At 46.9% G+C, this 14012-nt stretch carries 12 protein-coding genes and 1 pseudogene; 3 read left to right on the top strand and 10 right to left on the bottom strand.

Annotated features, from left to right (window positions below; genetic code table 11):
- From ACIFQM_RS12865 to ACIFQM_RS12885, 5 genes are all read right to left on the bottom strand, one after another.
- A partial coding sequence (locus ACIFQM_RS12865) for a PTS transporter subunit EIIC (RefSeq protein ID WP_430065673.1) occupies positions 1 to 1101 on the bottom strand: 1101 nt, incomplete at its 3' end.
- A gap of 69 nt (positions 1102 to 1170) precedes the next feature.
- The gene (locus ACIFQM_RS12870; protein ID WP_430043590.1) at positions 1171 to 2646 is read right to left on the bottom strand and encodes a glycoside hydrolase family 32 protein; all 1476 of its coding nucleotides are present in this window, start codon (positions 2644 to 2646) and stop codon (positions 1171 to 1173) included.
- A 182-nt stretch (positions 2647 to 2828) separates the two neighbouring features.
- Entirely contained in the window at positions 2829 to 3860 is a 1032-nt protein-coding gene (locus ACIFQM_RS12875; RefSeq protein WP_430043588.1) for a LacI family DNA-binding transcriptional regulator, read from the bottom strand.
- A 168-nt stretch (positions 3861 to 4028) separates the two neighbouring features.
- Entirely contained in the window at positions 4029 to 4871 is an 843-nt protein-coding gene (locus ACIFQM_RS12880) for an aldo/keto reductase (RefSeq protein WP_430046300.1), read from the bottom strand.
- Between the two features lie 171 nt (positions 4872 to 5042).
- Complete coding sequence (locus ACIFQM_RS12885; RefSeq protein ID WP_430043584.1) at positions 5043 to 6233, bottom strand: MFS transporter; 1191 nt, start codon at positions 6231 to 6233, stop codon at positions 5043 to 5045.
- A 144-nt stretch (positions 6234 to 6377) separates the two neighbouring features.
- Here ACIFQM_RS12885 and ACIFQM_RS12890 point away from each other — a divergent pair, with 144 nt between their 5' ends.
- Both ACIFQM_RS12890 and ACIFQM_RS12895 read left to right on the top strand, forming a co-directional pair.
- Entirely contained in the window at positions 6378 to 6743 is a 366-nt protein-coding gene (locus ACIFQM_RS12890) for a winged helix-turn-helix transcriptional regulator (protein ID WP_430043582.1), read from the top strand.
- A gap of 117 nt (positions 6744 to 6860) precedes the next feature.
- Positions 6861 to 7700 carry a carbonic anhydrase gene (locus tag ACIFQM_RS12895; RefSeq protein ID WP_430043581.1) on the top strand — a complete coding sequence of 280 codons (840 nt, stop codon included), beginning with the start codon at positions 6861 to 6863 and terminating at the stop codon, positions 7698 to 7700.
- Positions 7701 to 7824: 124 nt separating this feature from the next.
- On the opposite strand, the gene ACIFQM_RS12900 is transcribed toward ACIFQM_RS12895, so the two are convergent.
- Complete coding sequence (locus ACIFQM_RS12900; protein ID WP_430043579.1) at positions 7825 to 9111, bottom strand: Gfo/Idh/MocA family protein; 1287 nt, start codon at positions 9109 to 9111, stop codon at positions 7825 to 7827.
- Positions 9112 to 9248: 137 nt separating this feature from the next.
- Between ACIFQM_RS12900 and ACIFQM_RS12905 the strand changes: the two genes are divergently transcribed.
- Entirely contained in the window at positions 9249 to 10106 is an 858-nt protein-coding gene (locus ACIFQM_RS12905; RefSeq protein ID WP_430043576.1) for an AraC family transcriptional regulator, read from the top strand.
- On the opposite strand, the pseudogene ACIFQM_RS12910 reads toward ACIFQM_RS12905, so the two are convergent.
- The 4 genes and pseudogenes from ACIFQM_RS12910 to ACIFQM_RS12925 form a co-directional block, all read right to left on the bottom strand.
- A pseudogene (locus ACIFQM_RS12910) lies at positions 10096 to 10206 on the bottom strand (carbohydrate ABC transporter permease); the annotation flags it as partial. The gene ACIFQM_RS12905 and the pseudogene ACIFQM_RS12910 sit on opposite strands and share 11 nt — an antisense overlap.
- A gap of 18 nt (positions 10207 to 10224) precedes the next feature.
- Positions 10225 to 11328 carry a hypothetical protein gene (locus tag ACIFQM_RS12915; protein ID WP_430043574.1) on the bottom strand — a complete coding sequence of 368 codons (1104 nt, stop codon included), beginning with the start codon at positions 11326 to 11328 and terminating at the stop codon, positions 10225 to 10227.
- Positions 11329 to 11506: 178 nt separating this feature from the next.
- Entirely contained in the window at positions 11507 to 12235 is a 729-nt protein-coding gene (locus tag ACIFQM_RS12920; RefSeq protein WP_430043572.1) for a LytR/AlgR family response regulator transcription factor, read from the bottom strand.
- A gap of 314 nt (positions 12236 to 12549) precedes the next feature.
- On the bottom strand, positions 12550 to 13848 hold the full coding sequence (locus ACIFQM_RS12925; protein WP_430065675.1) for an ABC transporter substrate-binding protein: 1299 nt from the start codon (positions 13846 to 13848) through the stop codon (positions 12550 to 12552).
- Positions 13849 to 14012: the final 164 nt, after the last annotated feature.

The following is a 14012-nucleotide window of genomic DNA, read 5'->3' on the forward strand; positions in this document are numbered from 1 at the left end:
CGCTAACGCCTTCAGCTTGCTGTTCTTCGTTTTCAGTCCAACTGCCAAACAAGCCGCACCTTGGGCAGCCATAGCGCAAGTAATGATGGCGTTGAAGGCGTTTACGCCATTCTTTTCGAGCAGTTGAATTTCCAGAAAATTAAATATATGATGCACACCCGTAACGACAACAATTTGATGGAGAAAACCGATAACAATCCCTGCAATACCGAAAGGCAAATCCAGTACAAACGTCGTTCCTTGCAGTACCCACTCTTCAAAAGAATGGAAAACCGGACCGATGGCAAACAGCCCCAGTACAATCATGATCAACAGTGTTAAAAACGGTGTAAGAATCAAATCCAGCGCTTCGGGGACCCGTTTGCGCAGCGCACGCTCCAGCTTGGCTCCGATCAGGCCCACGAAGAAGGCTGGCAATACCGAGCCCTGATAGCCTACCACCGGAATGAAGCCGAACATCGTCAAGGGCTGGGCTGAGCCGTCCGCAACAGCATAGGCGTTGGGCAGCGCCTGATTCACCAGCATCAAACCGAGGACGATACCGAGCACCGGGCTACCGCCGAATACTCTAAAGGCTGACCACGCGACCAGCGCAGGTAGAAAAGCAAAAGCCGTATCCGTCAAAACTTGGGTAAACAATAGGAAATTCGGTGAAATATCCTGCGACGTCATGCCGAACAGGGCCAGAATTTGCGGCTGGGTAAGCAAGCCGCGCAAGCCCATGAACAGCCCCGTAGCAACCAGCACCGGAATGATCGGTACAAATACGTCGCCAAAGGTACGAATGGAGCGTTGGAAGACGTTGCCCTCCTTTTTCGCCTGGCTCTTCACTTCTTCTTTAGATGTTCCGGTTACTCCGAGCTTCTCGACTTCTTCAAAAATCCGATTGACCGTACCTGTACCAAAAATAATCTGATACTGACCCGAGTTGAAAAAAGCTCCTTTGACCTTGTCGATTTCTTCGACCTTTTTCTGATCAATCTTCTCCTTGTCATGCACCATAATCCGCAGACGTGTTGCACAGTGAGCAAAGGACGCAATATTGTCCTTCCCACCGATTGCTTGGATCACTTCTTTGGCTATTTCCCGGTTCTCCGCCATGATGTTCATCCTTTAGTTCATTCCGTCATGTTATTGATGATTAACGATCCACTTGATGATGTTGAATATTCATGTAAAATCCCATTTTACCGCTTGGAAGAGAGCCTCTCCCTTGTCGGCAAAAAAGCGTATTTCGTCACTCTCTGGGTGCGGAAAAATACGACTGGTGAACACCTCTTCCCCATCATTGACGAAAATTTCCACCGAAGACGTATCCACGAACAGATGCAGCTTGATATGGTCCCCATTCATGGCGCACTGTCTTATCTCACCATACGAAGCAGCGACAGGCTCACCCGATTGCGAACGATCCAGCACAAGCTTGCGGCTGACGGCATCATATCGGATCACCGTTTTCTCGGTCGCACTTGCGCGGAATTCAATACCGCACGCCTTGGCGCTCAAAAGATCATACTCACAAATCAGCTCATAGGCTGTTCCCTTGAAGCCCGTATAGGTTTTGCTCTCTGACGTTAACGTGTCAGCCACCCGATCCTCACGCTTTCTACGCAGCGTAGTTAGCTCAGGTATCGGCCTTTGTATGAGTTTACCCTCATGAAGCGTAAGCTCCCTCGGCAGCGTCAGGCAATGCGCCCATCCGTTCGGATCTGTCGGACAATCAATATCCGGTAATCCCATCCACGCCACCATAATACGCCGCCCCTGCGGGTCAACCATTGTCTGCGGAGCATAAAAGTCAAAGCCACGGTCCAGCTCGCGGAATGCTCCGTGCTCCAATATCCTGGTCCCGGTATCCAGCGGCTTGCCGATCACGTAACCCGACTGATAAATATTGTGATACTCATCTCCGGAAGGCTCCAGGCCCTGAGGAGAAAATACCAATACACCCGAGCCGTCCAGTTCAAAATAATCCGGGCATTCCCACATGTATCCAAATGTCTCCAGTCCTGTGCGCAGTTCCCCCTCAAACTGCCACGTATGGAGGTCCGTTGACCGATAAAGGACGGCGCAGCCTGTTGCATTCGCTCTTTGGGCACCAATCACACAGTAAAAGCTGTCCCCGTCCTTCCACAGCTTGGGATCACGAAAATGATCCGTATAGCCTTCCGGCACGTTTGGAATAACGGGATGCTCCCATTTTGTAATGAGACCGCTCTCATCCATAACGGCCATACATTGATAAGGATGTCTGATCCAGTCCCCGTCACGTGTATTTCCCGTATATAGCATATACAGCTTGCCCTCATGCTCCATCGCGCTGCCTGAATAAGCACCATGTGAATCAAAGTAATCGCCCGGTGCGATTCCGATGCCTGCGTCGTCCCATGTGACCAAATCTCTGGACTTCAAATGATACCAGTATTTCATTCCATGATCGGTTCCAAATGGGAACCACTGAAAGAACAAATGGTATTCACCCTGATAATACGAAAAGCCATTCGGATCATTGAGCAAGCCTGTCGATGGCTGAATATGAAACTCCTGCCGCCAATGACATTGCTCCACCTGTTTCTCCAAGCTGGCTATTTCACCCGGCTCTGCCTGCTCAATCAGTCGATACTTTTGTTCTTTTGTCATTTTCATAGGTGTACCTCATTCTTATTAAAACTTTTACCTCAGGAACCGGTTCCAATTGAATCAAAAAATAATATACAGGAACCGGTTCCCGTACAATTAAAAAAATATATTCATCCATGGGATTGCAACCGATTCCACTTGTGCACAGCACTATGGAACCGGTTTCGTAGAAATTATAATCCACCTGTTCAGCGTTTGTCAACGCTTTCTCTCTCTCTAAGAGAATAATTCATAACAGTCACTTTCTCTACTGGCTTGTGTTCTACCAGCCTTACAATATTTTGCGCCGCTACGCGTCCTGCTTCCATGTAAGGATATTGCACGGTTGTTAGCGCAGGATGAACCACCTCCGTAATATCGTATCCCCCGAAGCCAGTCACTGACAATTCCGACGGAATGGCAATTCCTCTGGAATACGCCGCGTTGATCACGCCAAGCGCAATATTATCCGTAGCACACACCATTAACGACGGCTTAAATCCATCTAAAATCGCAGACGCAGCCACTCGTGCATCGGACATTTTAAAACCGGTTTCATAGTATCTGATATCGTACCCGGCGGATCGCTCCAGTTGCTTCACATCGTCCCTATGAGCTTGATCGGGCAATGCATCCCGAACAGCCTGCTTAAAGCCCTCCTTGCGCCGCACACCGACAGCAACATCCTTTTCCGTAACGCCGACGTAGGCAATTTCACGGTGGCCCTGTGATAGAACATATGCGCCGATATCATATCCCGCCCGGTAGTCATCATGGATAAGGCTGTGAAGCTGCGTGTGCTGCTGCCCTACCAGCAAAACCGGAATCGCAATGTCGCGGATCGCGGTCAGATGCTCATCGGTAATTTCAGCAGCCAGTAAAATAATACCGGAAATCTTTTGCCGACCCAGCTCGTAAATAGCTTCGATTTCACGCTTCACATCCTGGCTCGTATTCGAGATCAGCATCTGATAATGCTGGGCCCGCAGCTCTTCATCTATACCCATCAGCGTATGGGATGTGGCAAAGGAATCCAGACGCGGCACAACGGTTCCGATAATGTTAGTCCGCTTTGCTTTCAGGCTCTGGGCAAAGGTATTAGGCACATAGCCCGTGGCCTTGACCACCTTTTCAATTTTACGTCTCGTATCCACGCTGACAGCCCCGCCGTTCAAAAAACGGGATACCGTGCTCTTGGCCACGCCAGCCATTTGGGCTATATCTGCAATCGTCTTATTCATGAGGTCCCCCGGATTGTCTTCATTTTCACAAGCTTCCAAAACGTCTCTTTTATCATACCCTATAATACCATATGGCGGGGTTGGGATGCTGTGGCTACAGACCCATCAAGGACAAAAAACACCGCTCCTTTCATGGAAGAAAGGCACGGCGTATCTTGGAAATAGAGTTTAAAAATCAAAGTTATCTGGATCAGGACCTACCCGATAATTCGCATTTAACGCCTGAATTCGATCCATATCCTCTTGCGTCAATTCAAAATCAAAAATGTCGGCATTTTCGACAATCCGATGCGCCTTGGTAGACTTGGGAATGGTAACAACTCCCTGCTGCACATCCCAGCGCAGAATCACTTGCGCCACCGATTTGCCATACTTGGTCGCTATGTCTTGCAGCACCGCATGATCAAGCAATTGGCCTTGCATTAACGGGGACCAAGCTTCCATTTGAATGTTGTGCTTTTGACAGAATTGCAGTAGCTCGGCTTGTGTTAATTGTGGATGGAATTCCACCTGATTCACCATTGGTGTGATCTCTGCATCCTTCATAACGTCCTCCAAATGATGAATCTGGAAGTTGCTGACTCCGATAGCCTTGATCCGCCCTTCTTTATATAAGGACTCCAAAGCTCTCCAGGCTTCTTTATACTTGCCTTGAACCGGCCAATGAATCAGATACAGATCCAGATAGTCCAGACCCAGCTTGTCCAGGCTTACTTGATAGGCTGCCCGTGTCTCTTCATACCCCAGATCGGCATTCCACACTTTGGACGTTACGAATAGGTCTTCTCTGGACAGATTATTTTCCTGAAGAGCTTCCCGGATGGCTTGTCCTACACTATTTTCGTTAGCGTAGGCTGCGGCTGTATCTATACTGCGATAACCATGCTTCACAGCCGCCTTGATGGCATCGACCAGCTCTGAGCCTTCCTCCACCTTAAATACCCCGATTCCGAACCAAGGCATGTGAACTCCGTTGTGCAATGTTGTTGTGCTTTGTAGGTTTTGAGTCATTGTTTATCTTCCTTCCTAAATTATCTACTATATAAGCTGAACTAAAAGTTTCTTATCGTGCTACTACGCAGTCGGATGGTGCTTCCCATCGCCACCGCCCCCGGATTTCTTAAATAAAGCCTAGGTTTAAGGTAGAAATCCGGGGACAAAATCTTTTCATAAATATTCCATTTAAGCAGTAGCCGTATCCCTTTTTTCTAGCGTGCGACTCCAGCCTGTAAGTAGAACCGCAGCGAAAACCATCATCGCCCCGATCCAGGTCGTATGAATAAGACCCCAGGAATCAGTCACCCTTCCACCCACGTATGCTCCAATGGCTATCCCGGCGTTGAAGGCTGCAATATTGACGGCGGAAGCGACATCTACGGCTTTGGGGGCAAAGCGTTCGGCCAACATCACCACATATACCTGTAGACCAGGCACGTTCATAAATGCAAGCAATCCCATAAAAAAGATCGTAATCAGTCCGGCGGTTTTAAAAGGAGCCGTGAACAACAGAACGAGCAGGACAATTGCTTGAATTAGGAACATGTAAAATAAAGCCGAAAGCGGCTTGCGGTTCGCAGCTTTTCCACCCACAACATTCCCAATAGCAATCGCGATTCCATACAGCAAAAGAATGAACGTTACCGTACTCTGCTTAAATCCGGTTATGTCGTGAAGCAATGGAGATAAATAAGTAAACACCACAAACGTGCCTCCATACCCCAAGGCTGTAATGATAAATGCAAGCAGCAAGCGGCCATTGGTAACCAGTGTGACTTGCTCGCGGAAAGGGGTTCTGTTCCCTTTGCGCAGCGTAGATGGCAGCAAAATCAGATTCGCAATGAGTGCCACCACACCGACGATCACAATCGCCATGAAGGCCGCTCGCCAGCCCCATTGCTGCCCGATAAAGGTTCCCAAGGGTACACCCGTGACCGTGGCTACGGTCAGCCCGGAGAACATAATGGAAATGGCACTGGCTCGGCGGTCATTGGGTACAAGATCGGCTGCGATGGTGGAGCCAATGGACATGAACACCCCATGGGAGAATGCCGAGATCACACGTGCAATCAGCAGCATAACAATTCCACCGGAATACGCTGCGAGGCTGTTGCCTGCAATAAATACAATCATGATCCACAGCAGCAGCGTTTTACGGGGAACACTGGATGTTAACGAGGTCAAAACGGGAGCCCCGATGGTTACTCCTAAGGCATACAACGTGACGGTTAAGGCGGACATGGTTACAGATATGTGCAAGTCCTCAGCGATCAGGGGAAGCAGTCCCACGCTGATGAACTCTGTTGTCCCAATGGCAAAGGCGCTTACGGCTAAAGCCAGTAATGGCCAAATGCTTCTTTTTGAGTCTGACGACATGTGTTTCACTCCTAATCTATAGAAATCTTCGACCAGCAGATGTTATTATGAGTTATTCAAGCAAGTATGAACAGTACGTACTTTTTAGTGATATAGGTACCAAAAAGTACCCTAAACAAGGTGAAACACACGGAGGGATCGACATTGGGTCAGAAAAAATACAACATCTCGGTTGAGGCGACTTTAGAGGTTATCGGTGGGAAGTGGAAGTGTGTGATCCTGTGTCATTTGACACATGGGAAAATGCGGACAAGCGAATTGAAACGCATCATGCCTTCGATTACACAAAAAATGCTGACGCAGCAGCTTCGGGAATTAGAGGAGGACGGCATCGTCAATCGAATTAGCTACAATCAGGTGCCTCCCAAAGTAGAGTACGAGCTTAGTGAATATGGATGTAGTCTGAAGAGCATTTTGGATTCTCTGTGTGCTTGGGGAGAAAAGCATATTATTAAGGAGTACGGGGATAAATCCGTTGTATTAGAGGATAACATTCTGAACCAGCTGTAAAAAAGATTACACCCCTTCCTTCTTCCTAAGTCCTTGTACCCTTGATGGAACTTTGTACAATAATTTACAATGTAAAAAGTTTCACATACTCTACTTTGGGAAGAAGGATCATGCACAATGAAAAAAAACTGGAGAGTTTGCTTGTCCAGCATGTTTGCTATTTTCCTGGTTGTGTCGGCAACCGGATGTAATGCTCAGCCCGCCACTTCCAAATCTACGAATACTTTGTCTTCACCGACTGGTAGCGCCGCCCATGCGGTTGTTCAGAAAAGTCCACACTGGTCTTATGAAGGAGATCAGGGACCGGAGCATTGGGGAGAGCTGGAAAAGGATTTTGCCGCTTGTGGTAACGGCCACGAACAATCCCCTGTCAACATAGAACATTCTCGAATGGAAGCCTGGCAAACGCAGCAGCCGATACAGGTTCACTACACCAATACGAAAGTATCCATCCTGAATAATGGACACACCGTTCAAATCAATGCAGCCAGCCCCGGTAATAATATTGTACTGGACGGTACTAAATTCACTTTAAAGCAGTTTCACTTCCATCATCCCAGTGAACACCAAATAGATGGTAAAAATGCCGATATGGAGCTTCATTTTGTTCATCAGGGTGACAACGGCAGCACCGCCGTCTTAGGAGTACTCATTCAAGGCGGCAAGGAGAATAAGGCTTTCAGCCGTATTTGGTCCAAACTGCCAAAAGATGTTTCTCAGGAAGAGGCTCTGGAGGGAGAACTGAATCTCGCTATTCTTCTGCCGAAGGACCTGCACTCGATTCGCTATAACGGTTCTCTGACCACTCCACCTTGCACAGAGCATGTGAACTGGACCGTGCTGGAACAGCCTATCGAGATGTCAGCAGACCAAATCAGCCGGTTCGCTGCCCTTTTTCCCGATAACCATCGCCCTGTACAACAACTGGGAGCACGTGAACTGACTACCGATAAATAATGAAATAAGTACCCCACGACAGCTAACAGAAACTCTGCCGCCGCTGATAGTAAAATAACCAAGAAGCCCCTCTGTCCATAAGATAAACAGGGAGCTTCTTGGTTATTTTAGTGGTTGCCCTTCTTTACAAATGAACCAGTTCCTCCACCTTTACTGGCTGGCCCGTACGGATGGAGCGATTGGCGGCAATGCCCGTTAAAATAGACCAAGCTCCATCTATATGTGAGGCTGCGCGATGGAACCGATCATCTGCCGGCTGATCAAAAATATCCCGCAGCATGACTGGATCACCACCGCCATGACCACCCACGCCTTCCTCTACCTCTACCTCATAAGGTGCTGCAAAGTGGGGATAGATCGTGATGGTTTTTTCTTTTAACGCCCCCTCGTCTGCCTTACTGCCCCCGGAATTAACGTAGGATTGCTCGGATACCCGTACCTCCATCCGACCCTTGGTGCCGTTGAACACGATGATAAAGCCCTCCCAAGGCATGTAAGCATTCAGCGAGTAGTTCATGACTGTCTTGTTCTTGTACTTCACCATGACACTCAGCGTGTCCTCAATGCTAATATTGTCGCCAAATACGCTTTGATCCCGCACATAGCCATCCTCATGCTCGGCATCCAGATACATGCTTTTCAGGTGCTCGTTACGGTCCAGATGCAACGCAAACGGGTCATTTTCCGCTGCCTTGCTGCCGTAAGCCCGTTGATAGAACTCAGTCACACCACGCTGTTCCGCATTTTCCCGGCCATAAAATTTCAGATCGCCCATCGCATATACCGTCTCCGGCTTCGAGCCGAGCCAAAAGTTCATCAGATCAAAATGATGCGTCGATTTATGCACCAACAGACCGCCACTATTGCGCTTATCCCGGTGCCAGCGTCGGAAATAATCCGCACCGTGCTGTGTGTTCAGCAGCCATTCGAAATTGACCGACAAGATATTACCAAGCGTCCCGTCCATAATAATCTCGCGGATTTTCGTATTATGCGGCGCATAGCGGTAGTTAAAGGTGACGCGTAGCTTGCGTCCCGTGCGATCTATGGCGTCCAAAATATCCTGGCATTTATCCTCATCCACCGTCATCGGCTTCTCGGAAATAACATCACAGCCCAGCTCCATCGCCCGGATAATATACTGATGATGCACACGGTCAATGGTCGTGACGATGACGATATCCGGCTTCGTTTCTGCAATCATTCGTTCAAATTCATGGGCTTTATAGGTCTGAATCGGCTCATGATCGTATTTCTCCTGCAACAGCCGGTTGGCATAGTCCATTCTCGTCTGATTGACGTCACAGAACGCGATCAGCTCCGAGGTATCCTTGAAAACGGTAACAACTTCACCGTAAAAAAATTCGGCTCTTCCTCCAGTACCTACAAGTGCATATTTGATTTTAGCCAATTGGCTCACACCCTTTGCATGAATTACTTTTATTTTATAGTATAAGAAAGAGCGAATTCTTCGCATTTATTGTGAATTTGTCCTTAAAGTATACATATATTATCCATTTTAATTTTCTCGTAAAGGGGACCGTTGATGTGATCGCCACACCCCGTTTTTCCATCGAGCAAGCGCTACGGACAGAGCCGTTCAGCATGTCCGCTGACCATGTTCACCAAGCACATGAAATCTATTATCTGCTGGCAGGAGAGCGCTACTATTACATTAATCAGCGGGTATACGCTCTACAGAAGGGCGATCTGATCTGGATCAGCAAACACGATTTTCATCGCACGAGTAACAAGGGCAACGGTAGCCATGAGCGAATTCTGATCAATTTTGATGAAGCGTTTGTTGCCATGTCGATGCCTGACACCCCGTCCAGCGATCAGAAGCAGCCCCTCCTGCCGGAGAAAAGCTTTCTGCTTCGCCCTTCGGCGGAGGAACAGCGCGATCTGGAGCATCTGTTCCAGCAAATGCTGGATGAGTACCATCAAGACCATGCATACCGCCATATGTATCTCCAAAGCTTGCTGCTCCAGCTGCTTATCCGAATTGGCCGCATACAATCCTCCACCCCCGACACCATTGCGCCGGAACGCAGCGAGAAGCAGCAGCGAGTGTATGCGGTCATCGAATACCTGCATGCCCATTATGCGGAGAGGCTGACCCTGGATCAACTGGCACGGCATTTTTATATCAGCAGTACGTATTTGTGCCGGATTTTCAAGCAGACCACAGGCTTTACCCTAGTAGAGTATCTTCAGGATGTCCGGGTTCAGCAAGCACGAGCGTATCTGAGAGAAACGAGCTGGAAAGTGACCGCCATTGCTGAAAAAACGGGCTTTGACAGCATCGCTCACTTTGGCCGTGTGTTCAAGCAATTAACTGGACATACCCCGTTACAGTATCGAAAAGAACAGAAAAAGGAGCAGGGAGACGCCCCTACCCCTTGATACCCGTCAAGGTAATACCTTCGATAATTTGTTTTTGAGCAATCATATAGACGAGCAGCACCGGAACCGTGAATTTCTCTGGTGTATTGAGATAGATAAGCAGGAGGTTATTTTCGCTTTAAGAAATTTTTTGTAGCTTGGTAAGCGAATAAGTGCGGCCACCGTCTGAAGTATAATGATAATTAAATGGACTTAAGAACTCACAAACTTGGAATGTGTCCAAATTAATAACGATGTAATTAGGACCATACGAAAAATCGGTATGCTCTGTTCCAAAGGTTCTCGGAGTTTTAAGACCAGAAAGATCGAAGTAATCCATAATGTGCGTTACATCTCCCTCTACATTACGATAATAGCTGTTCATATAGAGCCATGATCCCTTACTGATATCAATCAGTAAGGCATTTGGAGCGAAATAGGGTAAACTACTGGAGAATGACCCCAAATATACACCCTTTACTTCAGCTACTGACATGCTCATATCTCTAGCTGAATACCCATTTGGGGTATACCATGTTTCGTGATTTTCCCATTTGAGTTCTGCCAAGATATTATCTCCGTTACTGCGGATTGTTGAAAGATTATAATACAAGACGACTCTGGAAAGGTCGGCTGTACAATTGATAATGGAAGAAGCACCTGATGGATTTGAAGCATTCCACATCAATTTATAGTTACCTCTTTCTTCACCTGTTGCAGAACCAATTACAATCGCATATTTCCCTGCCGGGATATTAACGTATGAGTGACCTCCGTTTGCTTTAACACCCCATCCAGTAGAACTGCCTAACGAGCCGTTGGCATTGACATTGTACAGAATAGCCAACAAATTTGTATTGCTGGAATCCAGCTTTAGAAATGAAAGCTGCTTTGCAGTGAGAGAAACCACATAACTATCAAATGATTCACTAAGAGTGCCATCTCCTACAAATACAGGTTCGGAGATACCCCATGCGCTTTGCGGTTTAACGGTTCTGCTCTGGGTAGAATCTGTGGAAATCTTTTTTGCTTCGTTCGGAGATATTTCATCTAGATTGTCAAATTTTTGAGTATCCATGGCAGAATACGATATAGCGGGCATGGATTGAATTTCTGCATTTTTCGCCTCTTCCTTAGCCACTTGCGGTGTTGTTTCATTGGCCGCGAAAGAGGGAACTGCTAAAACACCGTACATGAGCAGTATGGCCAAAATATAACTAACGCTTTTTTTGACAAATTTCATATTGTACTCCTTTCGTAGTTTTGAATATGAGTCAATCGTTTCTTCTGTTATGTCCAGATTATCAAACAGTACAGAAGAATTTTCAAGGGGCTGGCGTAGATAGTATGTTGATGACGTAAACAGCATGAAATACGAATAAATTTCCGTTTTACAAGAAGGCATACTGTATTCATAATATTCACTGCAATACATCATCTGAGTACACCTCAAGCAGGTTATTAATATAATTTCTGCTCACGGGAAGATGGGTAATCTCATGACCATTGAGAATATCCACGGAATATGGATAAGTTATTTTTACTCTGTAGATTTTAGATTTTGCAATCACATATGACCTATGTATCTGGATGAAATTCTCACAGCCTAATAACTGCATCACTTTATTTAATGTTCCTCTAAGATAGATTTCCTCTTTTGTTGTATGATAGATTATTGTATGATTATTCACTTCTACAAAAGCTATATCACTTTGACGAACCATATTTATCGTGGACTCTGCAATAATAGTAAATACTCGTTCCGGTTTTTTTCGCTTCACTACCCTATCCAGAAATAGCGAAAGTCGCTTCTCGTCAATAGGTTTTTTCAAGAAGCCCATGGCTTCAACTAAATATCCGTCAATAGCACGAGCAGAATCAACTGTAACAAAAATGATAGGTACCCGATTCCCCATTTTCCGAATATGCTTTGCTGTAGCCAACCCATCAATATCTTCTTCACTACTTAGCGAAATATCGAGCAAAACTACGTCTATATCTATGTGAGCATTAAGATATTGAACTAATTTCTGGGACGAATAAAAATCAGTACATTGCAACTCTATATTTTTATTTAGAGCCCACCGAGATATAGACGCTTTTAACGCATCGCCCCAACAACATTCGTCTTCACAAATTACGACTTTCACGGCATACCACTCCTTCATTTGCACAGTTAAGATACAAGTGATTTAAGGAATTCAGAGCGCCTCGATGAAGCTTTTGTCACCTCGACAACAACAACTTCTACTTGGACGACCCGAATTCCTTGCTTATTTTCAAGGCGAAATTATGACTTTTTAAGGGGTAATTAATCAGAACCTGGCAAACGCATATAGCAATGGCAACAGCGAAAAACATACAGACCCAGAGACTGGGGGCTAATAAATAGGTAGCCCCACAGCGCTTGATACTTGTTCTGCATCTTGTCACCTTCCTCCCCGGTCACGGCCTTATTCCGTGCCTACTTGACCGCCTTGGATATGATCTGATTCAGCTTCTCAATCGTTGCCGCCGCATCCTGCTTGCCCAAGAACATCAGGTCAATCGTTTTCGTGATATCTGAGTTTAATCCCGGTATCTGTGCGTCGTAGGCCAGTGCAGAGCCATGCGCATGCCCTTTGTCACGTCCTTCGGTCAAATAGCTGGAATGCTCAATCGTCGCCGTTTTCATAATGCTCTCATCTGCGGCGGCAAGCGTACCCATGGCATTCCCACCTTCAACCAGTCGCGCCACCTGCCCCTTCACGGAGACGTAGAATGCAGCCAGCTTCATGGCCTCTTGCAGATGCGGGCTGTTTTTGTTTACGGCTACGTAAGCAACCGGAATGGCGACAGGTTCATTTTTGCCTGTGTTGGAGGGCCAGTAAATATAATCAAAGTCGAGGCTTTTATTTGGACTGAACAGAGGCTCCAGCCATCTTCCCGCCGCCAGCATACCGACCTGGTTGGACATGAACATGGCGTCAGCCCCCTGCCCCTTGGGAAGCGAGCCGAGATATACCGCATTTCCCTTGTTCACCATATCGTACATGAAGCGGAAGGCTTCCTTGCCCTTTTCATTGTGATCCAGTACATACTTGCCTTGTTCATCAAAAATCCGACCGCCATTCGACCACACCCATGAATACCAGTGAGCCCACCCGTTTTCTGCAATATAGCCCTGCTTTCCGGCAGATTTCAGCTTCGATGTGACTTCCTCAAAAGCGTCCCAGTTCCACTTGCCCTCGTCATAATATTCCTGCGGTGTCTTCATACCGGCATCCTTAAAGACCTTTTTGTTGTAATACATCACCATCGGATTGGAGTCAGGAGTGACCCCGTAGATTTCCCCATCACGCTTCGCCGGACCCCACAAGCCTTCCGGGAAATCCTCGGCTTTTACATTACTGGCATCACTTTTTAAAAATTCACCCAACGGCTGCACCTGCTTCGCTCCAATTAAACGTGCAATCGTCGGCTCATACGAATAAAATACATCCGGCCCGCGACTTCCCTGAAGCTGTGTCAGCAGCTTTTGCTCATATTGGTCGCCCGGTACAGGCACCAGCTTAACCTCAATATTCGGGTTTTCCTTTTCGAATAAATCCAGTGCACGCTGGTACACCTTCACCTCCGCAGGATTCCCCCAGACTTGCATGATCATCCGGAATTTTCTCCCATCCGTGTTTTCCAGCTTGGGAGAGGTAGTGCATGCCGCTGCAAGTAACAACAGAACGATGAGAAAAAAACCAATTTTTATCCAGCTCATGTAATTGTCCATCTTAACCGCCTCCTGTAGCTTCGCATAGTTGTATGACATACTGACATGAAGCGCTTACAAAAATTCTCTTATCATCATATGTAAAAGAGGGAGACGCGATATCCCCCTTTTTCATGTATAAATAAAAATTTTACGTTTACTTAAAGTGGTAACACAAAGTAAAT

Source organism: Paenibacillus sp. NRS-1782, assembly GCF_050467685.1.
Lineage (GTDB): Bacteria > Bacillota > Bacilli > Paenibacillales > Paenibacillaceae > Paenibacillus > Paenibacillus terrae_A.

What these genes read in the sequence shown, in the direction of transcription:
- ACIFQM_RS12870 (WP_430043590.1), bottom strand. Translation starts at nt 2,646, where the DNA reads ATGAAAATGACAAAAGAACAAAAGTATCGACTGATTGAGCAGGCAGAG.
- ACIFQM_RS12875 (WP_430043588.1), bottom strand. Translation starts at nt 3,860, where the DNA reads ATGAATAAGACGATTGCAGATATAGCCCAAATGGCTGGCGTGGCCAAG.
- ACIFQM_RS12880 (WP_430046300.1), bottom strand. Translation starts at nt 4,871, where the DNA reads ATGACTCAAAACCTACAAAGCACAACAACATTGCACAACGGAGTTCAC.
- ACIFQM_RS12885 (WP_430043584.1), bottom strand. Translation starts at nt 6,233, where the DNA reads ATGTCGTCAGACTCAAAAAGAAGCATTTGGCCATTACTGGCTTTAGCC.
- ACIFQM_RS12895 (WP_430043581.1), top strand. Translation starts at nt 6,861, where the DNA reads ATGAAAAAAAACTGGAGAGTTTGCTTGTCCAGCATGTTTGCTATTTTC.
- ACIFQM_RS12915 (WP_430043574.1), bottom strand. Translation starts at nt 11,328, where the DNA reads ATGAAATTTGTCAAAAAAAGCGTTAGTTATATTTTGGCCATACTGCTC.
- ACIFQM_RS12925 (WP_430065675.1), bottom strand. Translation starts at nt 13,848, where the DNA reads ATGGACAATTACATGAGCTGGATAAAAATTGGTTTTTTTCTCATCGTT.